We start from the raw sequence: 26,475 nt of genomic DNA on the forward strand, positions 1-26,475 counted from the left end.
CTATGTGCGGAATCGTCGGAATCGTCGGGCAGTCGCCGGCGAACCAGGAGATCTACGACGCCCTCCTGCTGCTGCAGCACCGCGGCCAGGACTCGACGGGAATCGCGACCGCTGAGGACAGCGGCGTCTTCCACATCTTCAAGGCCAACGGCCAGGTCCGCGAGGCGGTCCGTACGCGCGACATGCGTTCGCTGCTCGGCAACATCGGGCTCGGTCACGTGCGCTACGCCACGAAGGGCACCGCGTCGAGCGAAGAAGAGGCTCAGCCCTTCTACGTCAACGCACCGTATGGCATCGTGCTCGTGCACAACGGCAACCTGACGAACACCCGCGAGCTGACCGACGAGCTGTTCAGCAAGGACCGCCGCCACCTCAACACCAGCTCCGACACCGAGCTGCTGGTCAACGTGCTCGCCAACGAGCTGCAGACCACGATCTCGGGTCTCGATCTCGACCCCGATCAGGTGTTCCAGGCCGTCGAGCGCGTGCACGAGCGCGTCGAGGGCTCGTACGCCGCCATCGCGCTGATCGCCGGTCACGGCCTGCTCGCTTTCCGCGACCCGTTCGGCATCCGTCCCCTCATCCTCGGTACGCGCCGGGCTGAGAACGGCCGCGACGAGTGGACGGTCGCCTCCGAGTCGCTCGTGCTCGAGAACGGCGGCTTCGAGGTCGTGCGCGACGTCGAGCCCGGCGAAGCCGTCTTCATCGACGCCGACGGCACCCTGCACACGCGCCAGTGCGCGCAGCAGACGCAGCTCGCGCCGTGCTCGTTCGAGTACGTGTACCTCGCTCGTCCCGACTCGATCATGAACGGCATCTCGGTGTACGAGGCTCGTCTGCGCATGGGTGAGCGTCTCGCCGACACGATCGCCAAGTACACGCCCCAGGGTGCGATCGACGTCGTGATGCCGATCCCCGACTCGTCGCGTCCGGCGGCCATGCAGGTCGCGCGCAAGCTCGGCATCGAGTACCGCGAGGGCTTCTACAAGAACCGCTACGTCGGCCGCACGTTCATCATGCCCGGCCAGGCTGTGCGCAAGAAGAGCGTGCGCCAGAAGCTCAACGCGATGTCGAGCGAGTTCAAGGGCAAGAACGTGCTCCTCATCGACGACTCGATCGTGCGTGGCACGACGTCGAAGGAGATCATCCAGATGGCTCGGGATGCCGGGGCCAAGAGCGTGACGTTCGCGTCGGCCGCGCCGCCGGTGCGCTACCCGCACGTGTACGGCATCAACATGCCCTCGCGTCATGAGCTGATCGCGCACGACCGGACGATCCCCGAGATCGCCGAGGAACTCGGCTGCGATTACCTTGTGTACCAGGAGATCGACGACCTCAAGGCAGCGATCGTCGAGGGCACGGACATCGTCGACCTCGACATGAGCTGCTTCGACGGCCGCTACGTCACCGGAACTGTGAGCGACGAGTATCTGAACTGGGTCGAGGGCACCCAGCAGTCGTGACGTCACTCTGGCGCGGACGCGTCCTCGCTTTCCTCGGCGTCATCCTCGTCGCCTTCTCGCTGCGCTCTGCCGTCGCGTCACTGTCGCCGATCCTCACCGAGATCGACGCCGATCTGGGCGTGCCGTCGTGGGTGGCCGGGCTCATCGGGGCGGCGCCGCCGGTGTGTTTCGCGGTGTTCGGCGTCGTCACCCCTATTCTCGAGCGTCGGTTCGGCCTGCAGCGGCTCGCGGTCGCGGCGATGGTCGTCGCCGCGGCGGCCCTCCTCGGCCGTGCGCTGGCACCGGATGCCGGCACCCTGTTGGTCGCCACGACCGTCCTGTTCGCCGCCATCAGCACCGGAAACGTCGTGCTGCCGCCGCTGATCAAGACGTACTTCCCCGACCGCGTCGGGACCATGACGGCGGTCTACTCGACGATGCTCGCCGTCGCCGCGTTCGTGCCCCCGCTCGTCGCGGTGCCGATCGCCGACACGGCGGGTTGGCGGTTCTCGCTCGGCCTGTGGTCGGTCTTCGCCGTGCTGGCGGTCGTTCCCTGGCTCGTGACGCTCCGCCGGTCGCGCATCGCCGCAGCGGCCGCGGATGCCGCGGTGCCTCCCCCTCCGTCTCCGAACGTGCTCGGCCGGCTGGTGCGGCTGCCGATGGCGTGGGCGATCGCGATCACGTTCGCGGTGTCGGCATCCAGCGTCTACGCGTCGTTCGCGTGGCTGCCGATCATCCTCGTCGACCTCGCGGGTGTGTCGCACGCCGCCGCCGGGTCGCTCCTCGCGCTCTTCGGCGCCATGGGGCTGCCGTGGTCGATCCTCGTGCCGCTGGTCATCACGCGCTGGCAGCGGCTCGGCGCGATCTACGCGATCGCGGCGTCGGCCGGGCTCGTCGCCGTCGCAGGACTGCTCATCGCTCCGGGGTCAGCCGTCGTGCTGTGGGTCGTGCTGCTGGGCACGCCTCAGATGCTGTTTCCGGCGGCGCTGGTGTTCATCCAGCGCAAGACGAGGACCCACGAGGGCACGGTCGCCCTCAGCGGATTCGCCCAGAGCGTCGGCTATGCCGTGGCCGCCGTGTTCCCCATCTCGTTCGCGCTGCTGCACGAAGCGACGGGCGACTGGACGGCCCCGCTCATCATGGTCGGTGTGCTGATGCTCGCGGCGATCCCTGCGGGGATCGTCGTCACACGTCCCCACACGATCGAGGACGAGTGGGAGCAGCGCCACGGCGCATGGTGATGAGCCCGGTCAGGCCTTCTCGTCCTCGTACTCGTCGGAGTACTGGTCAGCCCACTTGTCGACGTACTGATCGTCGTCGGAATGAGCGAGCTCCTTCTCGAGCGAGGAGAAGTTGACATTGTAGGTGTCGTACTTCAGCTCACGTGCGATCTTGGTGTGCTTCGCCTTTTGACGGCCACGCCCCATGCGAGACCCCCTCATTTCTGAGTCACGGGCTGTTCAGCGGTGCCCGGAGCATTTCACGATCCGGCGATGTGCCGGGGAAGAGTAGCATTAAGACTAACACGGGGGCCCCGCGCCATCGCCGGTGCCGCCGCTCAGACAGGGGGCGACCATGGCCGATCAGCACTCCGCGGGCGACGAGAGCCGCCTTCCGCCTACGCCGGTCATCGTGGGGGTCATCCCCGGGCAGTCGCCTCGCGTCATCATCGAGGCCGCTCGATACGCGTCGATGCTCGGGGTCGGACTCATCGTGGTCCACGTCGACGTCACGCGGTTCGTGACCTACGAAGACCCCGACGGTTACGTCCACACCGCACCCATCGATCTCGGGGTGGTTTCCAGCGCGGCGCAGCTCGAGCAGATCCGCGCCTCGGCGGCGGAAGCGCTGGCATCGTCGTCGGTCGAGTGGACGGTGCATCAGCTCGTCGGCGACCCGGCGCTCGCGATCAAGCACCTCGCCGACCGCCTCGACGCGAAGCTGCTCGTGGTCGGGACGCGTCGCCGCGGCATCGGCGAGTCGATCCGTGAGTTCTTCACCGGATCGGTGGCTGCGCGGCTCGCGCATCGTCAGCAGCGCCCGATCCTCGTGGTGCCGCAGGGGCAGACCGCCGCAGACGACGAAGACCTCTGGCCCGAGCCCTGAGGCGGGCGGGCAGAGGTCCTCGTCGCGGGGTGGCGCTGCGCGGGTCAACCTCGCAGAGCCTGCAGCAGGTCCGTGCGAGCGCGGGTCAGCGTGTCGATGAGATCGTCGACGACGGATGCTGCGACGTCGCCCTCTCGCGCGACGTGCGACCGCAGGTCGGCTTTCACGTTCGCCCGGAACTCGGCGATCGCGGCATCCGCGCGCTGCGCTTGGGCCCGGGCCTCGGCGCGCGGGTTCTCGGGCGCCGAGGGACGCGTGGCCGTCTCGTGGTCGACGTTCGCCGCGGCGGCGAGGTCGGCTTGCAGGCTCTTCATGGCGGCGCGGACGCTGCCGCGCACTTCGTCGGCGATGAGACGGATGCTGTCGGCCAGGCCTGCCTGGATGCCGTCCAGATCGTGCCGCCGGGCTGAGAGCTCGTCGCGGCCGGCGTCCGTGATCTCGTAGACGGTCTTGCGGCCGTCGACGGTCTTGGTCACGAGTCCCTCGTCTTCGAGCTTCGCGAGGCGGGGGTAGATCGTGCCGGCGCTCGGAGAGTAGGTGCCGCCGGTGCGTTCGGTGAGAGCCTGCATGAGGTCGTAGCCGTGCCTCGGCGACTCGTCGAGCAGCGACAGCAGGTAGAGGCGCAGGTCGCCGTGGGAGAAGACGGGCGGCATGGTCAGCGCTCCTCGTGGCGCTGCACGTCGTCTTCGGTCACCGGGGCGGCGACGGCCGTCGGCGGCGCGGAGTCTGCCGGCGTCGCGGTATCCGTTTCGCCCGAAACCGCCGGTGCGGTCGTTGAGGTGACATCGGCGGGCGCGGCGGCGGACCGACGCAGGACCGTCAGGTCGCCGGAGACCGAGTTGGTCCGGACATCGACGAACGAACCGCTGAGCTCGCCGGTCGAACCGGTGAAGCTCGTGAGCGGACCGGCGCCCTGGCCCGAGCGCACGACCCCGTCGATGAGCACGCGCCCGCTGACGCTCCGCACCTGGTAGTTCGCGGGCAGGCTCTCGTCGAGACGCACGGTCGCGTCGCCGCCGACGGTGTGAAGCGTGATCGACTGGATCGGTCCCGATGAGTCGACGAGCATGGCACCGGACACGGTGTCGACGTCCGCGGCCCGAAGGGCGCCGATCGCTGCGACGTCGCCCGACACCGATTTCGCGGTCAGTGCTCCGGTCAGCTCGCGGATCTGCACGTCGCCCGAGACCGCGTTGGCGTTCACGTCGCCGGTGATGCCGTCGACGATGATGTCGCCGGAGACGGTGTTGATGCGGGCGTCGGCCTCGAGCCCGGAAACGAGCGCGCTCGCACTGACGACGCCGAGCGTGAGGTCGGTGCCGCGGGGGACGGCGACGCTGATCTCGGCCTTCGGCCCGGACGATCCGAAGTTGCGGAACACCTGCGTGAAGTTGTCCCACCGCAGCTGCGGGTGGTCGATCTCGACGACGTCGCCCGTCGCCTCGATGCGCAGATCCTTGCCGGTGACGGCGTGCACCTCGATGCGGACGCCGGGTTCGTCGTGGGCGACGATGTCGATCTGCCCGCCGACCATGCTCACCTTGAGCTTGCGGATGTCGTCGATGTCGATCACCCGCGTCTCGTCGGGGTGGACGATCCATTTCTGCAGTGTCATGGCGTTCCCTCTTGTCAGGCGACGGTTGCCGCGAATGGTTCGCGATATATCGCGTGTGGCGAAGATAACACGATATATCGCGATTCGTCCAGGGGTGCCGAGCCGCGTCGGAGGGTTCGGGGGCTTCTCGCAGGGAGGGCGGGCGCCTCCCCGGGAAAAGCAGAACGCCCCCACCCGCAGGTGGAGGCGTTCGCGCAGCGCGGCGGTCAGACGCGCTTGTTGCCGCTGATCACTCGGAAGAGGAACGCGATGAGCGCGATCACACCGACGATCAGGGCAACCCAGAGCAGCCAGCTCAGGGCGCTGTTCAGGCCACTGACGATCGCGAGCACGATCGCAACGACGATGATGATGATGAGGAAGATGTTCATGGGGGCTCCTTGTCTGTCTCCCAATGTCCGTCCCACTGCGAGACGTTCCGGCCCCGTGAAGGGCTGAAGGCAACGTTAGAGAATGCCGAGCGTGAGCGCCGAGGCCTTGACGCAGCATCCGCCCCGGTGGTATCCGCGTCTGCACCCCTGCCCGCCCGCTGACCCGACGCGAATGGTCGTTTCAGCGCCGGGTGTGGTGCCATTCGCGTCGGCTCGCGCTTGGGGACCGGCTACGCCCTCGCGCGAACCCCTGTCAAGCACGTGCGAGGAGCTTCGCGGCGGTCGTAATCTCGGCCTGACGAAGAGGGGAGACCGCCATGCCACAAGGACGCGGATCGAACAGTCTCAAAGACCCCGAACTGTACGAGGAGCTGCGCGAAGACGGCGCCTCGAAAGAGAAGGCCGCGCGCATCTCGAACGCCGCAGCCCGAGACGGCCGCAAGAAGGTCGGCAGTCGGGGCGGTCAGTCCGGCGACTACGAGGACTGGACCGTCGACGATCTGAAGAAGCGCGCCAAGGAACTCGGCATCTCGGGCTACTCCGGCAAGAAGAAGGCGCAGATCATCTCGATGCTGCGCAACCACTGAGGTGGCGCGGCTCGTCCGGGTCCGGCCCGACGTCGATGCCGGCATCCGCCGCATCCGCGCGGGCAAGGGGTTCCGATACACGGATGCCGCGGGCGCGGCCATCGGCCGGCGCGACCTCGCCCGCATCCGGACGATCGTCATCCCGCCGGCCTGGCAGGACGTGTGGATCTGCGCGGATCCGCAGGGCCACATCCAGGTCGTCGGCACCGACGACGCGGGACGCCGTCAGTACATCTACCACCCGGACTGGACACGCAGCCGCGACAAGGGCAAGTACGCTCGAGCGCTCCAGCTCGCGGAGTCGCTGCCGCGCGCCCGGTCGCGGGCGACCGCGTCGTTGCGGCGGTCCGACCTCGACCGCGAGCGCGTCCTGGCGGCGGCGTTCCGACTGCTCGACCGCTCGGCGCTTCGGATCGGGTCGCAGCGCTACCTCCTTCAGCACGGCAGCCGCGGACTGACGACGCTTCGACGTCGCGACGCTTCGGTGGCCGACGCCGTCGTCAGCCTGGCCTTCTCGGGCAAGAGCGGGCAGCGGCAGGCGCTCGAGATCCCCGACCCCGATCTCGCCACGGCGATCATGCTCCTGATCGAGGGGCGGCCGTCGTCGCCGCTGCTGGCATGGCAGCGGCAGCGGCGGCGGGTGCCGCTCACCCCGAACGACGTCAACGCGTATGTGCGTGCGCTGACGGGCGGTCCTTTCACCGCGAAGGACTTCCGCACCCTCCGCGGCACCGTCGTCGCGGCGGAGGCTCTCGCTCGCATGGGCATCGCCGAGACCGCTCGCGCTGTCCATCAGGCTGAAGTCGAAGCGGTGCGCGCCGCCGCGACGGCGCTGGGGAACACTCCCGCTGTTGCCCGCAGCTCGTACATCGACCCCCGCGTGTTCGAGCGCTACCGGTCGGGGATGCTGCTCGACACGACGGTCTCGCCCGAGTCCGCCATCCGTTCGCTCGTCCTCGGCTGACCGTACAGCCTCGGCGCAACGCCGAAACGGCCCGGGTCGCACGAGGCGACGCCGGGCCGTTCGAGAGAGCGCGACGCGTCAGCGGCGCGTGGTCTCTCCCGAGGTCAGGAGCGCGTCGGCCTTCGAGCTGAAGAACCGGGTCGCCCACATCATGACGGCGGCGAGGAACGCGAACAGTCCGAGCGACACCACGCCCCATGCTCCGCTCTCGGTCGGGACGGCCTCGTTGATCCCCGTGCGCATGATCGGGGCGACGAAGCCGCCGAGGTTGCCGAGGGAGTTGATGAGGCCGATGCCGGCCGCGGCCGCGGCGCCGGTGAGGAACGAGGTCGGGAACGACCACGTGATGGGGCCCGTCGACAGGAACGCCGCGACCGCGACGGTGATCGCGATGATGCCGAGCAGGCCCTGGCCGTTGGCCCCGGCCCACGCCGACACGAGGATGGCCGATCCCGTCACGAGGAAGAACAGCGCACCCCAGACGCGACGGCGGCGCACGGTGTCGGCGTGCTTGCCGACGTAGTAGCAGGCGAACAGGCCGACCGCCCACGGGATGGCCGACACCAGACCGACCTGCCAGCCGACCGACTGGCCGATCAGGTTCGACACCTGCTGCGGCAGGTAGAACGTCGTGCCGTACACCGCGATCTGCAGGCAGAAGTAGATGACGGTGAAGTACCAGACCTTCCAGTTGATGAGCGCCGCGCCGATGCCGCGGGGACCATCCGACTCCTTCACGCTGTCTTCGTGCTCCATCACCGCCTTCAGCGCGGCCTTCTCCTCGTCGTCGAGGAACTTCGCCTTCTGCGGCGAATCGACGAGGAAGAACAGCGCGGCGATACCGGCGACGACGGCCATCATGCCCTCGACGAAGAACATCACCTGCCACCCGGCCCACGGGGTGACCTGGTCGCCGATGCTGATCAGGCCGCCCGAGAGGGGAGCGCCGAGCATCTGCGAGAACGGCTGCGCCAGGTAGAACAGCGCGAACATCTGCACGCGGCGCTTGTTGGGGAACCACTGCGCGAGGAACATGATGACGCCGGGGAACAGACCGGCCTCCGTGACGCCCAACAGGAAGCGCAGCACGATGAACATGGTCTCGCCGTTGACGAAGGCGAACAGCGAGGCGACGATTCCCCACGTCACCGCGATACGGGCGAGCCAGAAGCGCGCCCCGAACTTGTCGAGCAGCAGGTTCGAGGGGATCTCGAAGAGCGCGTATCCGATGAAGAAGATGCCGGCTCCGAGGGCGTACGCGCCCGCAGAGATGCCCCGGTCGACTTCGAGAGCGGATTCAGCGAACCCGACGTTCGTGCGGTCGAGGAACGCGACGAAGTACAGGATGATGAGCATCGGCATGAGCCGGTAGGTGGCCTTCTTGATGCCGCTCGCCAGGTGCGGGCTGCTCAGCAGCTCATTCGCGACCGTGACGTTGGCCCGCGTCGCGGGACCGTAGTCCGATGAGGACACAGTGACTCTCCTTCGAGTTCGTGTGAGGTGTGACGAGGTGGCGGCTCAGCCGCCGAGTGAGGGGATGATCAGGACGAGGCCGACGACCACGCAGATCACCCCGATGGCCAGGAACCCGAGGCGTCCGCGCGTCCAGTTGCGGTTCACGGGAGCCTCAGTGCATGTAGAGGCCGCCGTCGACGTTCAGGGTCTGGCCCGTCACGAATCCCGCGTCCTCGCTGATCAGATACGCCACGGCCGCGGCGATGTCGGTGGGCGTGCCGATGCGAGGCAGGACGCCGTCGGCGGCCATCGCCGTCTTGCGCTCCTCCGTCAGCGTGCCGCCCATGATGTCGGTGTCGATCGGGCCCGGCGAGATGACGTTCGCCGTGATGCCGAGCGGTCCGAGCTCGCGTGCGACGGAGCGCATCAGACCGATCACCCCCGCCTTCGCCGCCGAGTAGGGCGTCTTCGAGAAGGTGCCGCCGCCGCGCTGCGCCGAGACGGACGAGATGCCCACCAGGCGGCCGACGCCGTTCGTGACGAGGGTGCGTGCAACGCGCTGGGTGACCCAGTGCACGCCGTCGAGGTTGATCGATTCGACGCGGTGCCATTCCTCGGGGGTGACTTCGAGGTACGGCACGGGTGATGAGACGCCCGCGAAGTTCACGAGGGCGACGATCTGCGGCAGCGACGCCTCGAGCGCGTCGATCGCGGCGACGGCCTGCTCGCGGTCGGCCACGTTCGCCCCGACGCCGACGGCCCGAACGCCGTGGGCCTCGGCAACCTCGGCGGCGGTCCGCTCGGCGGCCTGCGCGTCGACGTCGACGATGCCGATGTGCCAGCCGCGCTCGGCCAGGTGGAAGGCGGTCGTGCGGCCGATGCCCCGGGGGCTCGCGGCGCCGGTCAGGATGACGGTGCGTTCAGCGGGGAAGGCGGATGCCATGGCGGGTTCTCTCAGTCCTGTGCGGGGTGGATCGGGGCGGGGCCGAGCTCGTCGATGAGCTTCTTCATCGCGACGTACGCCTTGTTGCGGTAAGCGATGAGCTCCGGCGTGCGCTCGGCGGGCACGTCGAGGAAGCCGGCGCCCGACTTCGTGCCGAGCTTGCCGGCCGACACGAGCTGATCGAGGATGGGCGGCGTCGCGAACCGCTCGGGGAACTCGGTCTGCAGCGACGCGTAGCAGAACGCGTACACGTCGAGTCCGGCCATGTCGGCGATCGCGAAGGGTCCGAAGAACGGCAGGCGGAAGCCGAAGGTCGTGCGGACGATGGTGTCGATGTCCTCGGGAGTGGCCACGCCCTCCTCCACCAGTTGGGTCGCCTCGTGGAAGAGCGCGTACTGCAGGCGGTTGAGCACGAACCCGGTGGCATCCTTGACCCGCGCGGTCTCCTTGCCCGTCGCGGCGACGATGGCCTCGACGACGGGGAGCGCGGCCTCGTCCGTGCCGGCGTGGGGGATCAGCTCGACGCCCGGGATGAAGGGGGCGGGGTTGGAGAAGTGCACGCCGAGGAACCGGCCGGGGTTCGTCGCGGCCTCGGCGAGACGCCCGATGAGGATCGTCGAGGTGTTGCTGCCGATGATCGCGTCGGGCGCTGCCGCCGCCGAGATGCGGCGGAGGGTCGCGTGCTTGATCTCGATCTTTTCGGGCACGGCCTCTTCGATGAAGGACGCGCCGGCGACGGCATCCTCGATCGTCATGGCGGTGACGCGGTCGGCGATGACAGCGTCGGCGTCGGCGGGGAAGAGCCCGTCGGCGGCGAACTGCGCGGCCTCGGCGATGAGGCGGTCGCGGTTGCCTCGGGCGACGTCGATGTCGACGTCGGCGATGCGCACGTCGGCGCCGGACAGGGCGAGCGACTGCGCGATGCCGCCGCCCATGTAGCCGCTTCCCACCACCGCGTACACGGGGCGTTCGTTCTCGGTCATGACGTTCTCCTCGTCGGTGTCGGTCAGGCTCCGGCGGTCGCCGGAAGCAGGGAGGTCAGGTAGTCGCGGTTGCGGGCGCAGACGCCGAGGCTGTCGCCGCCGTACTGCTCCATGAGGAAGGGGCCGCGGAACCCGAGTTCGAGCGCGCGGGCGACCATCGCCCGGTAGTTGATGAGGCCGAGCTCCATGCTCGTCGGCGTCGAGGTCTGCCAGCTGCCGTCGGCGGACTCGTCGCGTGCGTAGTTCTTCATGTGCCAGTAGTTGGCGTACGGCAGGGTCTTCTCGTGCATCTCGCGCCAGTCCTCGATGGGGCGGTGCAGGCGCACGAGGTTGCCGATGTCGGGGTTGAGGCCGACGTTGTCGAGCCCGATCTCCTCGATGAGGCGCACGGCGCTGTCGGCGGTGCCGAGATAGGTGTCCTCGTACATCTCGAGCGACATCGGCAGGCCGACGGATGCCGCGTGCTCGCCCAGTTCGCGCAGGCGCCGGACCGCGAGCGCGCGGGTGTCGGCGTCGTCCGGGTCGACGGGGCCCGGGGCCGTCCAGAACCACAGCGCGGCGCGCTGCGCGTCGCTGAAGGGCTGGTGGAGTCCCGTCGAGAACACGCTCATGCCGAGCTCGGCGGCCGCATCGATGGCGCGGTGCGCGTATGCGAGATTCTCTTCACCCTTGCCCGGCTGGATGACGCTCTGTCGCTGCACGTGCACCGAGACGAGCTCGACGCCGTGGCTCGTCGCGATCGACTTCAGCTCCGCGCGGCGGGATGCGGTCAGTTCGGACGGGCGGATGTGGCTGTCCGCGATCTCGACCGCGGTGAAGCCGAGCCGTTCGACCTGCGAGAACACGTCGTTCCAGGTCTCGGCGTCGGCGTCGTGCAGACGCGTCCCGTCTGCGGCGACCGGTGCGAAACCGTGCATGCAGACGGCGATCGGGCCGGGCGTAGGGGCGGACGGGTGCGACGGTGCATTCATGACGACTCCATTGGCGAGCGGGTCCGGTCGAGGACTCCCGTAGATCCTATAGGAAATAGAGAACGCTGCAAGAGCGAATTCCGGGCGACGACGTCAGGCTTGTTCGAGCCCGAGCGATCGCTGGCGCACCTGCTCGAGGTGGTGCAGCATCGACCGCTCCGGGGCGTCGGGGTCGTCGGTGGCGAAGGCGTCGACGAGCGCCTCATGCTCGGCGATCGCCTCGCGCACGTCCGTCACGCCATGCCGGACCGACTGCCGCATCCGGTGCAGCTGGGCTCCGAGGGTCTCGGACATCTCCGTCAGGTATCGATTGCCGCAGTGATCGAACACGACGCGGTGAAACGCCGCGTCGGCGACGAAGTAGGCCGCGGTCAGCTCGAGGTCGGGGGTGCCCGCGCTCAGGGCCTCGATGACACGCTTGCCGATGCTGCGATGCTCCTCCTCCGCGGCACGGAGCTCGTCGAGCATCTCGTCCGAGGCGGGTGTCGCGAGACGCGTGGCGTGGGTCTCGAGCATGATCCGGGCGTCGAAGAGCTCGCGCAGCTGATCGAGTCCGAGGGGCGGGGCGACGCGGTAACCGCGCAGCGCCTCACGCGTGACCAGACCGGTGCGCTCGAGCTGGACGAGCGCTTCGCGCACCGGGGTCTGCGACACGTCGAGCTGACGCGCGATCGTGTCGATCGACAGCCGGCGGCCCGGGACCGCCTCGCCGCTCAGCAGCAGCTGGAGAATGCGCTCGTAGACGTGGTCGCGCAGTCCTCGACGCTCGATCGTCGCATCGAGTCCCCGCAGGTTGCCGTCCCGTGATGCGGTCATCGTCCCTCTTCCGGTTCGCACGGCGCGCGCCTCACCCCGAGAGGGCGTCCACCTCATCGAGGATGTCACGAACTGCGCGCGGGTCGTGCGCGAACCGGCCGAGGAAGAGGCCGTCGACGTCGTCGGAGATCTGCGAGAGCAGTCCTGGTCCTGCGCTGCCGCCGTAGATGATCGAGACCTCGCGATCGACAATGCCGGACTGGGCTCGCAGGCCCGAGCAGACCGCGCGGATGTGGTCGGGCGTCGCAGGTGCCGGAGCGCCGATCGCCCACAGCGGCTCGTAGGCGACGACGACCGCCCCGCGCACGCCCGCATCGTCGGCGTCCGCGAGGGCGCTGCGCACCTGGTCGGCGCACGTGGCGATCGCGGCGTCGATCCCCGCCTCGTCGTCCTCGCCGACGCAGACGACCGGGATGAGGCCGTTCCGGAGAGCTGCGTGGGTCTTGGCCGACACCACGGTCTCGGTCTCGCCGAACATCCGGCGACGTTCGGCATGGCCGACCTCGGCGTAGCGGCATCCGAGCTCGGCGAGCACCGCTCCCGAGACCTCGCCGGTGTAGGCGCCGACATCGTGAACGGCGATGTCCTGCGCCCCGACCGCCAGACGTCCTGCGAGCTCGAGCGCGCCGGGGATCGAGGGGAATTGAGGTGCGACGAAGGCGGTGACCCGGTCACGGGCGGGATGGTCGTCGAGGATCGCCGCGACCGCCGACACCCAGGTCAGCGTGCGGGCGTGCGAGAAATAGGTCTTGAGGCTCGCACCGATGATCATCGGGCGGTCCTCACCCCTCTTCGTACGCGCAGATCTCGCGCACCTTCTCGGCCGAGGCGCTCGAGGTGTCGAAGGTGTAGGTCAGCCATTCCGCAGCCAGACGTCGCGCCAGCTCGATCCCGACGACGCGCTGGCCCATGCACAGCACCTGCGCGTCGTTCGAGAGGATCGACCGCTCGACCGAGTAGGAGTCGTGCGCCGTGACCGCGCGGATGCCGGTGACCTTGTTCGCGGCGATCGCGACACCGAGCCCGGTGCCGCAGATGAGGATCGCGCGATCGGCCTCGCCGTCGCGCACCCGCTCGGCGGCCGCGGTGGCGACCGCGGGGTAGTTGGTGTGGCTGTCGGCGTCCACGCCGACATCGATCACTTCGGCGACCAGGGGGTTCGCCTCCAGGTCGGCCTTGATGCGTTCCTTGTACTCGAAGCCGGCGTCATCCGAGCCGACGATCAGTCGCAGTGCCATGTCAGGCGTCCTCCTTCAGGACATCGAGAACCGTGCGGGTGACCAGTGCGAAAGAGATCGCACCGGGGTCGGGGGTGCCGAGGCTCCGGTCGCCGTGGGTACGGGCTCGACCGAGCCGGGCGGTGAGCTGGGCGGTCGCCTGAGCGGCGGCCTGTGCGGCGTCGGCGGCTGTCTCCCAGGCGTCGAGCAGGGCATCGCCCTGGGCGAGCCGGTCGCGGAGCGTGTCGGCGAACGGCACGATCGCGTCGATCATCGTCTTGTCGCCCACCGTGGCCTTGCCGAACGACATCACGGCATCCTTCATGCGTCCGACGCCGGCCGACAGGATCTCGGCATCGACCGCGTCGTCGTCGCCGAGGGCCGCGCCGAGGTCGAGGAGCATCTCGCCCCAGATCGCGCCCGACGTGCCGCCGCCCTTGTCGGCCCACGCGTCGCCGGCGTGCTGCAATGCCGTCCGCGCGCCCGCACCGGCGGCGATGGCCCGGGATGCCGCGTGCGCGGCGGCGCGGCTGCCGCGCTGCATCCCGATGCCGTGGTCGCCGTCGCCCGCGATGCGGTCGATGCGTCCGAGCTCATCGGCCTGGTCGTCGAGCATCGCCGCGATGGCCTCGAGGGCGCGGGCGACGACGGCGGCCGCGCGGCGCGACTCCTCTGACGCCGGCCCGATCGCCTCGGTTTCATCGGCCTCGTCGTCGGCGACGGCCGTCACCGCGACCCGGCCGTCCACCGAGCCGCGACGGAACGCGGGGGTGTCGCACGAGGCGTGCCACAGCCGGTCGAGCTCGTCGTCGAGCCACAGCAGAGTGAGCGAGACGCCCGCCATGTCGAAGCTCGTGCAGAACTCGCCGACCTCGGGGGAGACGACCTCGACCCCCGCTTCGGTGAGCAGGCGGTCGACCGCCGCGTACACGACGTAGAGCTCTTCGTACTTCACCGAGCCGAGTCCGTTCAGGATCGGCACCACGCGGTTCGCCGTCGCGTCGTCGGGCCGCTCCGCGAGGAGTCGCTCGACCAGCAGCTGCGCGAGCTCGGCGGCGGTGGGGATGTCGACCTCGTCGATGCCGGGCTCGCCGTGGATGCCGAGGCCGACCGCCATGCGGCCCTCCGGCACCGTGAAGAGCGGCTCGGTCGCGCCGGGCAGGGTGCAGCCGCCGAACGCGACGCCGAGCGAGCGGGTGCGGTCGTTGGCCAGCCGCGCGAGGCGCTCGACGTCGTCGAGATCGAGGCCCTCCTCCGCGGCTGCGCCGGCGATCTTGAAGACGACGAGGTCGCCGGCGATGCCGCGCCGCTTCTCGCGCTCGTGCGCCGGCGCGCTGGAGATGTCGTCGGTGACCGTCACGGTGCGGCAGTCGACGCCGGAATCGCGAAGGCGGTCTTGGGCCTGCGTGAAGTGCAGGACGTCGCCGGCGTAGTTGCCGTAGCTGAGCAGCACGCCGCGGCCCTCGTGGGCGGCCTTCGCGACGGAGCGCACCTGGTGCGCCGAGGGCGACGCGAACACGTTGCCCATCACCGCGCCGTGCGCGAGGCCCGGACCGACGAGCCCGGCGAACGCGGGGTAGTGGCCGCTGCCGCCCCCCACGACGACAGCGACCGTCGGCTCTGCGCCGCGGGTCGAGCGGACGACGCCTCCCGTGACGGGGCGGACCCACCGGGCGGATGCCGCGACGAAACCGGCGACGGAATCCTCGACGAACTCGTCGGGGTCGTTGAACAGACGCGTCATTGCGTTCTCCTCTGCGATGGGGGAGCGAACCTTTCGTCGATCCTATAGGAAATGAGCCGAGGTGCGACCCGGAGTGGCGGCATCCGCCGATCGGCCGCCGGGTCTACGGTGGCGACGTGGTCGAGCGGGCGCGCATCTCGCCGCTCACGCTGATCCTCGTCGTGATCGGCGGTGCGGTCGGCGTCGCCGTGCGCGCCGCGTTCACCCTTCCGTTCACGGGATGGGCGCACCCGCTCGCGGTGCCCGCGGTCACGCTCGGCTGCAATCTGCTCGGATCGTTCCTGCTCGGCATCGTCGCGGGCCGGTGGGCTGCCACCCGGCCACGGCTCCGCGCGTTCGCCGGCACCGGCGTGCTCGGCGGTTTCACCACCTACAGCGCCTTCGCCGTGCAATCGATCCAGGTCGCCACCGCCGCGCCGATCGTCGGACTCGCCCTCATCGCGGTCAGCCTCGTCGGGGGTCTCGTCGCCGCGGCACTCGGACTCGCCCTCGGCACCCGCCCCGAAACGGATGCCGCATGAACGGGGTGAGCGCCGGGATGCTCGTGGGCCTCATCGTCGCAGGCGGCCTGGGGGCCGGCATCCGCTACGTCCTCGACGTCGTGCTCATGCGGGGGCGGCGCGACGCCTTCCCCGTCGGCATCCTGGTGATCAACGTCACGGGGTCCGGGCTGCTCGGGCTCCTGACCGGACTCGGCACGCTCGTCGCGCCCGACTGGCTGGCCGTTCTCGGCATCGGCCTGCTGGGCGGATACACGACGTTCAGCACGGTGTCGGTCGAGACGATCCAGCTGATGCGGCGTGGGCGGCGCGACTGGGCGGTCGTGAACCTGGTCGGCACCTTCGCGATGGCCGTCATCGCTGCGGCGATCGGCATCGTCATCGGGGGATTGCTCCCAGGCTGAGCCCACGCTCCGCCCGCGACCGCGTGGGATACTGAAGTCGATACATCCATGTATCGACGAGCGCGTCGCGTTCGCCTGCATCACACCTACCTGCGCCGGTCCGGTGCGCCCGAGGGAACCCGTGTCGAAACTCGCCGTCCTCAGCCTGAAGAACCGCGCTCTGATCGCGCTCATCACGATCGTCGCCGCGGTGTTCGGCGGGCTCGCACTCACGAACCTCAAGCAAGAGCTCATCCCCTCGATCGAGCTGCCCCAGCTCTCCGTGGTCACGACCTACCCCGGCGCCTCGCCCGAAGTCGTCAACACCGATGTCTCGACCCCCATCGAGACCGCGATCCAGGGTGTTCCCGGGCTCGAGTCGACGACGGCGACCAGCTCGACGAACGCCTCGATCATCCAGGCGTCGTTCACCTACGGCACCGACCTGGCGACCGCCGAGCAGAAGATCCTGCAGGCCATCAACCGCATCGACAGCCAGCTGCCCGACGGGGTCACCCCGAACGTGCTGAGCTTCTCGCTCGACGACCTGCCCGTGATCCAGCTGGCGGTCACCGGCTACGACGACGCCGAATCGGTGCAGGCCCGCCTCGAGAGCACGGTCATCCCCGACCTCGAAGACGTCGACGGCGTCAACGCCGCACAGGTCGTCGGCGGCCGTGTCGAGCGCATCACGATCACCCCCGACCAGACCGCGCTCGCCGAGGCCGGCTTCACGCAGCAGGCCATCCGTGACGCGCTCGACCAGAACGGGGTGCTCTTCCCCGGTGGCGAGATCACCGAGGGCGACCAGTCGCTGACCGTGCAGACCGGCGCGAAGATCGCCTCGGTCGACGAGCTGTCGGCGCTGCCGCTCGTGCCGACGGATGCCGCGCAGCTCGCCGGGGGCACGACCACGATCGGCGACGTCGCCACCGTCGCGCAGGAACCGTCACCGGTCACCTCCATCTCGCGTGTCGACGGCGAGCCGGCGCTGACCATCGCGGTCACCAAGCTGCCCGCCGCCAACACCGTCGACGTGTCGCGCGGCGTGCTCGACGCCCTCCCCGCGCTCGAGGACGACCTCGGCGGCGACGCCCAGTTCACCGTCGTCTTCGACCAGGCTCCGTTCATCGAGCAGTCGATCGAGGCTCTCGCGCAGGAAGGCCTGCTCGGCCTCGTGTTCGCGGTGCTCGTGATCCTCGTCTTCCTGCTGTCGGTGCGCTCGACGATCGTGACCGCGATCTCGATCCCCACGAGCGTGCTCATCACCTTCGTCGGCATCCAGGCGTTCGGCTACTCGCTCAACATCCTGACCCTCGGTGCGCTCACGATCGCCATCGGCCGCGTCGTCGACGACTCGATCGTCGTCATCGAGAACATCAAACGGCACTACGTCGAGGGCGCCGACAAGCTCGCCGCCATCACCCTGGCCGTCCGAGAGGTGGCCGCCGCCATCACGGCGTCGACGATCACCACCGTCGCCGTGTTCCTGCCGATCGCCTTCGTCGGCGACCTGACCGGCGAGCTGTTCCGCCCGTTCGCCCTGACCGTGACCATCGCGATGTCGGCGTCGCTGTTCGTCTCGTTGACGATCGTGCCGGTGCTCGCGTACTGGTTCCTCCGTCCGGGCAAGCCCGTCACCACGCCCGACGGCCGCCGCATCGACCCCGAAGACCCCGAGGCGCCGCCGTCGCGGCTGCAGAAGGCCTACCTCCCGATCCTCCGCTGGACCCTCCGCCACTCGGCCGTCACGCTCGTGCTGGCCGTCCTCGTGCTGGGCGGCACCCTGGCCGCTGTGCCGCTGATGAAGACGAACTTCCTCGGCGACTCGGGTCAGAACACCTTCACCATGACGCAGACGCTCGGGCCGGCGGCATCCCTCGAGGCCGAGGACGCCGCCGCGCAGCGCGTCGAAGACGCGATCACCGGGCTCGAGGGCATCGACGCCGTGCAGGTGTCGATCGGCTCGTCCGGATCACAGCTGCGCGACGCCTTCTCTGGCGGGGGCGGCGGAGTGACCTACTCGATCACAACCGACAGCTCGGCCGACCAGCTCGACGTGCGCGATCGCGTGCAGCGTGCCGTGGCCGACCTCGAGGGCGTCGGCGACATCCAGATCGCCGCGGGTGGCGGCGGATTCGGCTCGAGCGACATCGAGATCGACGTGACCGCGCCCGACCAGACAGCGCTGAGCGAAGCGACCGACGCCGTCGTCGCGTCGCTGCAGGATGCCGACGGCGTCAGCCAGGTCACGTCCAACCTCTCGGCCTCGTTGCCCTACATCGCCGTGACCGTCGACCGCGACGCGGCGGCATCCCGCGGCCTGTCGGAGGTCGCGGTGGGAGGCATCGTCTCGGGCACGATGCAACCGCAGTCGATCGGCACCGTCGAGATCGACGACACCTCGCTCACGGTCTACCTCGCGGCGTCGCAAGCGCCCGCGTCGATCGACGAGCTGCGGCAGCTCACGATCCCGACCGCCGGCGGGCCCATCCCGCTGCAGGACGTCGCCACCGTCGAGCAGAGCGAGGGGCCGACCTCGATCACGACCCAGCGTGGTCAGCGCACCGCCACGGTCACCGTCACCCCCGCGGGCGACGACCTCAACGCGGCATCCGCTGTGGTCTCCGACGCGCTCGACGCCGTCGAGCTGCCGCAGGGCGCGGATGCCGAGATCGGCGGTGTGCTGACGCAGCAGCAGGATGCCTTCGGGCAGCTCGGACTCGCCGCGCTCGCCGCCATCCTCATCGTCTACATCGTGATGGTCGCGACTTTCAAGTCGCTGCGACAGCCCCTGCTGCTGCTGATCTCGGTGCCGTTCGCGGCGACCGGCGCGATCCTGCTGCAGATCGCGACGGGGGTGCCGCTGGGCGTCGCGTCGCTCATCGGCGTGCTGATGCTCATCGGCATCGTCGTGACCAACGCGATCGTGCTCATCGACCTGGTCAACCAGTACCGCGAGAAGGGGCTGTCGGCCCACGACGCGACCATGGCCGGAGGATCGCGTCGTCTGCGACCGATCCTCATGACCGCGCTCGCGACGATCTTCGCCCTGACGCCCATGGGCCTCGGGATCACCGGGCACGGCGGGTTCATCTCGCAGCCGCTGGCGATCGTCGTCATCGGCGGGCTCATCTCGTCGACGCTGCTGACCCTGCTCGTGCTGCCGACCCTGTACAACCTCGTCGAGGGCGCACGCGAGCGCCGTGAGGCGCGGCGCCGCGGGGACGCGGGTGCGGATGGTGCGGTGGGTGCGGGTGCTGCGGGGGCCGGGGCTGGTGATGGTGCTGGTTTGGCTGCCGGCGCCGGTGCGGCTGGTACGGCCCCGATGACTCGTCGCCAGCGGCGCCTCGCCGAGGCCGCGACGGCCGAGCCCACCCACCTCGTCGTGCCGGTGGACGGCTCGACCGACGCGCCGACGCATCTCGTCATCCCCGTCGCGGCTGACGACCACGCCGGGGCCGACGCCGATACCAGTGCCGGTCGCGCTGTGGAATCGGATGTGCCGGGGGCTGGGCCGTCCCGTCGTCAGGCTCAGCGCATCCCCGGGCCCTCTCGCGGACCCCGTCGCCGTCGTCTGGCCTGATTGCGGCACGTCTCGGGCTCGCGTCGACGCCGCCGCACCGCGGGAATCGGGCCTCGTGCGCTCGGCCCGACGGGCGATCGGCGTCCTCTGTCGGGGCTGTCGACTCGCCGCGATGCAATGGATCGCGCGCGGCGCGCCGTGGCCGGTGGTGACGAGTCGGGGTGTCGTGCCGGAAGCCTTGCGTCGCGGCACCCATCGAGTCCGGGCATCGGCACCGGGTAACCCGGCGGGCGGATTCTCAGGCGGATGCCGTATCGTGGGCGGGTCGGCTCTGGGCAGCGCGTGATCGCGACAGGTTTTGTGAGTCCATGGGGCCGATGGTGAGCGCCGATCGGCGCGCATGACCATCATGTGAATGGCCCCCGGCCGACGGATGTCCGGGTTTGCTCGCGTGCGCGCGGGCGCTGTTCTCGTGCAGAGAACCCAGAAGGACACACCCATGCCCAAGAACAAGAAGCCGGCCGGCGGCCGCGCTCAGAACTTCGAGCCCCGTTACGGCAAGAAGACCTCGTACCAGGACGCGAAGCGTCGCCCCGGACAGTCGTCGGCGGGAACCCCCGGCAGCAAGAGCCCCGGTCACCGCGGCTACCGTGCCGAGAGCGAAGACACCGGTCGCAAGAACCGCTGGTCCTCGCAGGACCGTGCGGGTCGTGACGAAGCCCGCAGCATCCGCTCGCAGGCGCGCGATGACCGCGGCGGACGCGGCGAGCGTTCTTTCCGCGATGACCGCGGCGGTCGCGATGACCGCGCACCGCGGGAGCAGCGCGGCTACGGAAACGATCGTCGATCGGATGCCGGTGGCCGCCGCCCCTATGAGGCGCAGCCGCGCGACGATCGCCGCACCTTCGGCGACGCGCGGCCCTCCTTCCGTGATGACCGTCCCCGTCGTGACGACCGCCCGGCTCGTTCGTTCGATGACCGGCCGCCTCGTGATTTCAGTGACCGCCCGAATCGTGATGACCGTCCGCGTCGTGACTCCGGCGACCGCCCGGCTCGTTCGTTCGGCGACCGTCCGCGTCGTGACTTCTCGGACCGCCCGAATCGTGATGACCGTCCCCGTCGTGACTTCGGCGACCGTCCGGCTCGTTCGTTCGGCGATCGTCCGCGTCGTGACTTCTCGGACCGCCCGAACCGTGATGACCGTCCCCGTCGTGACTTCGGCGACCGTCCGGCTCGTTCGTTCGATGATCGTCCGCGTCGTGACTTCTCGGACCGCCCGAACCGTGATGACCGTCCCCGTCGTGACTTCGGCGACCGTCCGGCTCGTTCGTTCGATGATCGTCCGCGTCGTGACTTCTCGGACCGCCCGAACCGTGATGACCGTCCCCGTCGTGACTTCGGCGACCGTCCGGCTCGTTCGTTCGATGATCGTCCGCGTCGTGACTTCTCGGACCGCCCGAACCGTGATGACCGTCCCCGCCGCGATGACCGTCCGGCTCGTTCGTTCGACGACCGCCCCCGCCGCGACGTCAGCGACCGTCCCCGCCGCGACGCCGGCGACCGGCCGAACCGGTCGGACTGGAACGCCGAGACGAAGTCGAAGGCACACCAGGATCACGTCGACACCGTCCACGAGCGCCTGCAGGCGGAGGCCGTGGATGCGGCATCCGTCGCTCAGTCGTCGTTCGCCGATCTCGGCCTCGGCGAGAACATCGTCCGTCAGCTCGACGCGCTCGGCGCGGCATCCCCGTTCCCGATTCAGGCGGCGACCATTCCGCCGATCCTCGAGGGCAAGGATGTTCTCGCTCGTGGTCGCACCGGCTCGGGCAAGACGATCGCGTTCGGCGCTCCGCTCGTCGAGTCGATCCTGCGCAGCCAGGCCGGCAAGCGTCGCGAGTTCGGACGTTCGCCGAAGGCTCTGATCCTCGCGCCGACGCGTGAGCTCGCGCTGCAGATCGACCGCACCGTCCAGGCGATCGCGCGCAGCGTCGGTCTGTTCACGACGCAGATCTACGGCGGAGTTCCGCAGGCCCGTCAGGTCGGTGCGCTCAAGAAGGGCGTCGACATCATCATCGGCACCCCCGGACGCATCGAAGACCTGCAGAACCAGGGCAAGCTCGACCTCTCGGAGGTCGGGATCGTCGTCCTCGACGAGGCGGACCACATGAGCGAGCTCGGCTTCCTCGAGCCGATGCAGCGCATCCTCCGTCTCGTGCAGGACGGCGCGCAGAAGCTGCTGTTCTCGGCCACTCTCGACCGCGAGGTCGCCGCTCTGGTCGACGAGTTCCTCGTCGAGCCCGCCGTCTACGAGGTCGCGGGCGAGAGCCAGGACACGTCGACGATCGACCACCGCGTGCTCGTCCTCGACCACCGCGACAAGGCCGAGATCCTCAACTCGCTCGTCGACCGGGATGGCAAGACCCTCGTCTTCGCGCGCACCCGTGCCTATACGGAGATGCTCGCCGAGCAGTTCGAGGATGCCGGAATCGCGGCAGTCGCGCTCCACGGTGACCTCAACCAGGGCAAGCGGACGCGCAACCTGCAGCGTCTGACCGACGGCAAGGTGCGGGTGCTCGTCGCGACGGATGTCGCAGCCCGCGGCATCCACGTCGACGACATCGATCTGGTCATCCAGGCCGACGCGCCCGACGAGTACAAGACGTATCTGCACCGTGCGGGACGCACCGGCCGTGCCGGTCGGGCGGGCGCGGTCGTCACCCTGATCACGCGTCAGCGTCGCCGTCGCATGACTGAGATGCTCGAGCGTGCCGAGATCGACGCCCCGTTCGACGATGTGCGCCCCGGCGACGACATCCTCGAAGAGGTCTCGGGCCGCCAGCTCGCGAACGTCGACGCCTGAGCTGACGCCCCGTCGACGCCCCGTCGAGCGCTGTGATCCGACGGTCGTGGCGGTCGGCGGGGCGTTTCCGTTGGGTGTGGCGTCGCGGGTGTGGCGTCGCGGGTGTGCCGTCAACAGGCTGCAAGGCCGTCTGGACCGCGGAATCGGCCCTGGATCGAGTCTGAGCCTGTTGGCGGTCCGGTCTGGCCGGCCCGCGCTCTGCCCGCGGCCGTGTGCCTAGGCCCGGCGGATTCGCCCGTACGTTGTGCCTGCGCGGTCCGACCCGTGCCGGGCGACCCGTCCCGTCTGCAGGCTGAGCAGAGGTTCGCGCCGCCTGGCGGTCTCGGATTGTGCGCTGAGCCTGACGGCGGCACGAGATGGGGCTGCGCCGACCCCGCGCGCGGGCACGGCTCCGTGGCGCCCGCGGGCTCGGAGCGGCGCCCGGGGGTCGGAACGGGCTCAGAACAGGGTCGGAGCGGATGCCGCGGCAGCGGCTCGGCCTCGTGAGGTCGTAACCACCGGTCCCGGTCGGAACCGTCGGGTGCTCGGCTGCGCCTCTTCCTCCTCGAGCCCGCCCCGAAGGCGGTGCCGCGCAAGCAGAGGCCGGACGCGCGCCGCGAGCATGCGCCGGTAGCCCTGCGGTGCCTGCACCGAGGCCCCGGGGTACAGGCCGCGGTACACCGGCACGAGGTCGGGGCGTTCACGCGCGAGCCACTGCTGGAACCAGGGTTTGACGCCCGGCCGCAGGTGCATCGCGCCGTAGACGACGCGCGCGGCACCGGCGTCCGCGATGCGGCTCAGTGCGTCATCGAGCACATCCACCGAGTCGGTGAGGTGCGGCACGATCGGCATGAGGAAGACCGTCACCCGGAATCCCGCGGCGCTGGCGGCTCGCACCGTGTCGAGGCGCGCGGCGAACGTCGGTGCACCGGGCTCGAGCACCTGCCGCAGCGGCTCGTCGAGCACCGCGATCGACATCGCGAGATCGACCGGCGCGGAACGCGCCGCGTCGGCCAGCAGCGGCAGGTCACGGCGCAGCAGCGTGCCCTTGGTCAGCACCGAGAAGGGTGTTCCGCTGTCGGCGAGGGCGGTGATGATGCCGGGCATGAGCCGGTAGCGGCCCTCCGCACGCTGATAGGGATCGGTGTTCGTGCCGAGAGCGACCTGTTCGCGCGCCCAGCTGGGTTTCGAGAGCTCGCGGCGCAGCACGTCGGCGACGTTGAGCTTGACGACGATCTGCGAGTCGAAGTCGGCACCCGCATCCAGGTCGAGGTACTCGTGCGTGCCGCGCGCGAAGCAGTAGACGCACGCGTGCGTGCAACCCCGGTACGGGTTGACCGTCCAGTCGAACGGCATCGCCGACGGGCCCGGAACCCGGTTGAGCGCCGAACGCGACATGACCTCGTGAAAGGTCACGCCCGCGAAGTCCGGCGTCGTCACCGACCGCACGAGGCCGTTGAGCGTCTCGAGGCCGGGCAACGCAGCGGAATCCGCCACGCCCATCTGCTGCCCTTGCCATCGCATGAGAAGATTCGAACAGATATTCGAAGGGTTGTCAACCGCGCTCGTCCTCGGTCGGCTTCCTCATCGCCGCCAGAGCGATGGCTAAAGCGACACAGACGCCGCACATCGCGATCGCCGCTACGAAGATGCCCTGCTGCGTTGTCGACGCAGCAAGCGGGGACACTGCTCCGATCACCGTGCCGATCTGGATCACCGCGACGTACAGCCCGGCGCCCAGGCCGGCATCCCGGCTCGCGACGCGCGAAAGCAAGACGAGCCCCACCCCCTGGAAGCCTGCGGCGAACACTGCATAGATGACCTGCGAGGCGACGAGTCCCGGGACGCCGGGGGTCAGCAAGGGAACGAGGAAAGCAACGGTGCCGGAGGCGGCGACGAACGCAAGGCAGCGCGCGGGGCCGATGCGTGCGGTCACGATCGCTAAGAGGGGGAGAACGGCGAGTTCGACGATCGCGGTGGCGGCGAAGAGAGCCGCGGCCAGTGAGGCAGGTAGCCCCGACTCGACGATATAGACGGGTAGGTAGATTCCCCGCAGAGCGTCGACGGCCTTCATGGTCCCCACCAACCCGATCGCGACGATAAGTGCGGCAATGGCGACCGACCGCGCGCCCCGGTGAGACGCCACTGGGCGGGTCGGCTCCGGTTCGAGCGTCTGGGCGAGACGGGGCGACCAACTCGCCACTGCGCCCACTGCTGTGAACGCCGCGCCGGCGAGGAGGGCGAGGGGGCCGCCGAGGCTCGCGAGCGATAGAAAAAGGAGGCCGCTGATGTAGCCGGCTACCAGAATCTGTCGCAGATCAATGACGATCGCGTCGCGGTCGGCAGGGGGTGCCTGTCGGGAGGTCCTGCCCATGATCTGCGGCAAGGTCATCGTGGTCAAGAGCATGAGTGCTCCACCTGTGTAGAGCAGGGCCGGTTCGGTGGGGTTGAACGCGATGATCGCGATGCCGAGGGCTGAGAGGGCCGTCGTGAGCCGAAGAGCCTGGGGAGGGTATTGGCGGCGCGTTATCGCTCGGAGGGCCACGGTGTTCAGCAGGACCGCCACGGCGGCGTTGAAGATGAAGAACGCAGCGATCTGGACCGAGTCGAGGCCCGCGGAGGCCAGCAGCAACGGAATGCCGACGGATGTCACTCCGTTCGCCAGCGCGGTGGCGGCGACGACCGTGTAGGCGCTTCGGTGCGCGCGAAAGCGGGATGCAGCTCTCATCGGCGTTCAGAGCTCTGGCACGGACGCCGACATGAAGAGCCGTCGGTATTCCGTGGCGAGGTCGTATCGAGCCAGTGCGGTTGAGAGCGACCGAGCCGCGGCGCGGTATGCCTCCTCCTCCGCGACGACGTGGACGGCGTCGCGGACGGTTCTCCAATCGAAGGTCGCCTCTCGAGCGTCGTGCGCCGCCCATGAGTGGATCGGCGCCGTGCCTCTGAGGACGACTCCGGCGCCGAGGTGTTCGAGTCGGTCGCCGTTCTCAGCTCGCTCGGGGCTCCCGCCGGGAGCGACCACCGATGGGACCCCGAGCTGGAGCATGGTGAGCGTTATGCCATGACCGCCATGCGTGAAGGCGACACGTGCATGACTCAGCGTGTCGGCGGGCAGCAGTGTGGATATAGCGAACGCCCCCGCCGACGCGTTTCTGAGCGCAGCGGTCTCGGCGGCGCTACCCGTGACGATATGCACTCGCTCTGCCAGTTCGCCGAACGCTCGTTCGGCAGAGCGCAGCAGCTGAGGCGTGCCGACCATGCGGTAGAGCACCACGTCCCGATCGGGTTCGGGGCCTGCGCGCCGCGCGGGCAGTGGGGACGAGACGCCTGTCAAAGGGCCGATGTATCGGGAGCCGTCGACCTCCGCGCCGAGTGCGTCAAAGGGCGGGAAGCTCGGTATGAACGTCGGGGGCCCACTGATGAGCTCCCGCAGGTCGCTCATCCGGTACGACGAGCCCATCCGCGCGAGAACGGCATGGAATGTGGCGTTGCCGCTGGTCCAGATTTCCTCCACGCCGCGCCCCGCGTAGCGGTGCTGTGGAAGGTGAATGCTCTGCAGTACGGCGGTGCAACGGACCCCTCGGCGCCAGCACGCGATCGCGAGCGTCGGTCTGCCATCGTGGATGACCACTGTCGGCTGCGTCTGATCGAGGAGACGCAAGTCTGACCTCACGCCCTCGGCGACCCGCTCCTCGATGTGCCAACCACCCCAGGAGCCGACGCGAGCTGCCCAGGGGTCGCCAAGTGTGACCGCCTCGAATCCCTCCCGAGTGACGAGGTCTTGCTGGCTGGGCGTGTCCGTCGCGATGGTGAATTCGTGCGCGCTTTCCCGGCCGGCGCGGGCTAGAGCGAGCATTCGCATGATGTGGCCGTTGCCGCTGCCCCATGGGACCAGGAGTACGCGCGCCATGAAGTTTCCTGATTTCTGTGACGATGAGTGGCCAATGCTACTCACTTTCCATCGCACGTATGCTCGTACGCTCTGGTGCCGGTGGGTGGGATGGAAGTCACCA

The 26,475-nt window shown here is 69.4% G+C and carries 24 protein-coding genes; 9 read left to right on the top strand and 15 right to left on the bottom strand.

All coding sequences use genetic code 11. The annotated features are described in order from the left end of the window. Positions 1–2 precede the first annotated feature (2 nt). Together purF and QUC20_RS00895 are read left to right on the top strand one after the other, a co-directional pair. Positions 3–1,463: an amidophosphoribosyltransferase gene (gene purF, locus QUC20_RS00890; protein WP_289330643.1), complete on the top strand. Its 1,461-nt coding sequence runs from the start codon at positions 3–5 to the stop codon at positions 1,461–1,463. Further along, positions 1,460–2,683 (top strand): MFS transporter, encoded by a 1,224-nt coding sequence (locus tag QUC20_RS00895; protein ID WP_289330644.1) that lies wholly within the window; start codon positions 1,460–1,462, stop codon positions 2,681–2,683. Before purF ends, QUC20_RS00895 begins: the two co-directional genes overlap by 4 nt. 9 nt (positions 2,684–2,692) lie before the next feature. Here QUC20_RS00895 and QUC20_RS00900 read toward each other — a convergent pair whose 3' ends face one another. Beyond that, a complete protein-coding gene (locus tag QUC20_RS00900) occupies positions 2,693–2,869 on the bottom strand; it encodes a DUF3073 family protein (RefSeq protein WP_023953093.1) in 177 nt (58 codons plus the stop codon). A gap of 148 nt (positions 2,870–3,017) precedes the next feature. Between QUC20_RS00900 and QUC20_RS00905 the strand changes: the two genes are divergently transcribed. Continuing rightward, complete coding sequence (locus QUC20_RS00905) at positions 3,018–3,548, top strand: universal stress protein (protein WP_120263782.1); 531 nt, start codon at positions 3,018–3,020, stop codon at positions 3,546–3,548. Positions 3,549–3,592: 44 nt separating this feature from the next. On the opposite strand, the gene QUC20_RS00910 is transcribed toward QUC20_RS00905, so the two are convergent. From QUC20_RS00910 to QUC20_RS00920, 3 genes are all read right to left on the bottom strand, one after another. After that, complete coding sequence (locus QUC20_RS00910) at positions 3,593–4,201, bottom strand: PadR family transcriptional regulator (RefSeq protein ID WP_120263781.1); 609 nt, start codon at positions 4,199–4,201, stop codon at positions 3,593–3,595. A gap of 2 nt (positions 4,202–4,203) precedes the next feature. Further along, positions 4,204–5,163, bottom strand: coding sequence for a DUF4097 family beta strand repeat-containing protein (locus QUC20_RS00915; RefSeq protein WP_289330645.1), 960 nt, complete (start codon positions 5,161–5,163; stop codon positions 4,204–4,206). Positions 5,164–5,369: 206 nt separating this feature from the next. Then, positions 5,370–5,534, bottom strand: a complete 165-nt coding sequence (locus QUC20_RS00920; RefSeq protein WP_023953086.1) for a hypothetical protein — start codon at positions 5,532–5,534, stop codon at positions 5,370–5,372. 317 nt (positions 5,535–5,851) lie between these two features. Here QUC20_RS00920 and QUC20_RS00925 point away from each other — a divergent pair, with 317 nt between their 5' ends. Together QUC20_RS00925 and QUC20_RS00930 are read left to right on the top strand one after the other, a co-directional pair. Beyond that, the gene (locus tag QUC20_RS00925) at positions 5,852–6,121 is read left to right on the top strand and encodes a DUF7218 family protein (RefSeq protein WP_120263779.1); all 270 of its coding nucleotides are present in this window, start codon (positions 5,852–5,854) and stop codon (positions 6,119–6,121) included. Between the two features lies 1 nt (position 6,122). After that, positions 6,123–7,085: a DNA topoisomerase IB gene (locus QUC20_RS00930; protein WP_289330646.1), complete on the top strand. Its 963-nt coding sequence runs from the start codon at positions 6,123–6,125 to the stop codon at positions 7,083–7,085. Positions 7,086–7,163: 78 nt separating this feature from the next. Here QUC20_RS00930 and QUC20_RS00935 read toward each other — a convergent pair whose 3' ends face one another. The 8 genes from QUC20_RS00935 to QUC20_RS00970 all read right to left on the bottom strand — a co-directional run bounded on the left by QUC20_RS00935 (position 7,164) and on the right by QUC20_RS00970 (position 15,214). Further along, complete coding sequence (locus tag QUC20_RS00935; protein ID WP_289330647.1) at positions 7,164–8,558, bottom strand: MFS transporter; 1,395 nt, start codon at positions 8,556–8,558, stop codon at positions 7,164–7,166. 154 nt (positions 8,559–8,712) lie between these two features. After that, positions 8,713–9,483, bottom strand: a complete 771-nt coding sequence (locus tag QUC20_RS00940) for an SDR family NAD(P)-dependent oxidoreductase (RefSeq protein ID WP_120263777.1) — start codon at positions 9,481–9,483, stop codon at positions 8,713–8,715. An 11-nt stretch (positions 9,484–9,494) separates the two neighbouring features. Further along, on the bottom strand, positions 9,495–10,466 hold the full coding sequence (locus QUC20_RS00945; RefSeq protein WP_289330648.1) for a 3-hydroxyacyl-CoA dehydrogenase family protein: 972 nt from the start codon (positions 10,464–10,466) through the stop codon (positions 9,495–9,497). Positions 10,467–10,489: 23 nt separating this feature from the next. Then, complete coding sequence (locus tag QUC20_RS00950) at positions 10,490–11,437, bottom strand: sugar phosphate isomerase/epimerase family protein (RefSeq protein WP_120263775.1); 948 nt, start codon at positions 11,435–11,437, stop codon at positions 10,490–10,492. A gap of 93 nt (positions 11,438–11,530) precedes the next feature. Further along, positions 11,531–12,253 (bottom strand): GntR family transcriptional regulator, encoded by a 723-nt coding sequence (locus QUC20_RS00955; protein WP_120263774.1) that lies wholly within the window; start codon positions 12,251–12,253, stop codon positions 11,531–11,533. A 31-nt stretch (positions 12,254–12,284) separates the two neighbouring features. Next, entirely contained in the window at positions 12,285–13,025 is a 741-nt protein-coding gene (locus tag QUC20_RS00960; RefSeq protein ID WP_289330649.1) for a triose-phosphate isomerase family protein, read from the bottom strand. A gap of 10 nt (positions 13,026–13,035) precedes the next feature. Next, positions 13,036–13,491 (bottom strand): ribose-5-phosphate isomerase, encoded by a 456-nt coding sequence (locus QUC20_RS00965; RefSeq protein ID WP_120263772.1) that lies wholly within the window; start codon positions 13,489–13,491, stop codon positions 13,036–13,038. Between the two features lies 1 nt (position 13,492). Further along, on the bottom strand, positions 13,493–15,214 hold the full coding sequence (locus QUC20_RS00970) for a dihydroxyacetone kinase family protein (protein ID WP_289330650.1): 1,722 nt from the start codon (positions 15,212–15,214) through the stop codon (positions 13,493–13,495). Between the two features lie 116 nt (positions 15,215–15,330). Between QUC20_RS00970 and QUC20_RS00975 the strand changes: the two genes are divergently transcribed. From QUC20_RS00975 to QUC20_RS00990, 4 genes are all read left to right on the top strand, one after another. Then, entirely contained in the window at positions 15,331–15,735 is a 405-nt protein-coding gene (locus tag QUC20_RS00975; protein ID WP_259455283.1) for a fluoride efflux transporter FluC, read from the top strand. Continuing rightward, entirely contained in the window at positions 15,732–16,118 is a 387-nt protein-coding gene (locus QUC20_RS00980) for a fluoride efflux transporter FluC (RefSeq protein ID WP_259455282.1), read from the top strand. The genes QUC20_RS00975 and QUC20_RS00980 overlap by 4 nt, the downstream gene beginning before the upstream one ends. A 121-nt stretch (positions 16,119–16,239) precedes the next feature. Beyond that, a complete protein-coding gene (locus QUC20_RS00985) occupies positions 16,240–19,683 on the top strand; it encodes an efflux RND transporter permease subunit (protein ID WP_289330651.1) in 3,444 nt (1,147 codons plus the stop codon). Between the two features lie 439 nt (positions 19,684–20,122). Further along, on the top strand, positions 20,123–22,483 hold the full coding sequence (locus tag QUC20_RS00990) for a DEAD/DEAH box helicase (protein ID WP_289330652.1): 2,361 nt from the start codon (positions 20,123–20,125) through the stop codon (positions 22,481–22,483). Between the two features lie 438 nt (positions 22,484–22,921). Here QUC20_RS00990 and QUC20_RS00995 read toward each other — a convergent pair whose 3' ends face one another. From QUC20_RS00995 to QUC20_RS01005, 3 genes are all read right to left on the bottom strand, one after another. Next, positions 22,922–23,986: an Rv2578c family radical SAM protein gene (locus QUC20_RS00995; protein ID WP_289330653.1), complete on the bottom strand. Its 1,065-nt coding sequence runs from the start codon at positions 23,984–23,986 to the stop codon at positions 22,922–22,924. 31 nt (positions 23,987–24,017) lie between these two features. Further along, positions 24,018–25,115 carry an MFS transporter gene (locus tag QUC20_RS01000; protein WP_289330654.1) on the bottom strand — a complete coding sequence of 366 codons (1,098 nt, stop codon included), beginning with the start codon at positions 25,113–25,115 and terminating at the stop codon, positions 24,018–24,020. An 81-nt stretch (positions 25,116–25,196) separates the two neighbouring features. Beyond that, positions 25,197–26,372 (bottom strand): glycosyltransferase, encoded by a 1,176-nt coding sequence (locus QUC20_RS01005; RefSeq protein ID WP_289330655.1) that lies wholly within the window; start codon positions 26,370–26,372, stop codon positions 25,197–25,199. Positions 26,373–26,475: the final 103 nt, after the last annotated feature.

This window comes from Microbacterium arborescens, assembly GCF_030369635.1.
Lineage (GTDB): Bacteria > Actinomycetota > Actinomycetes > Actinomycetales > Microbacteriaceae > Microbacterium.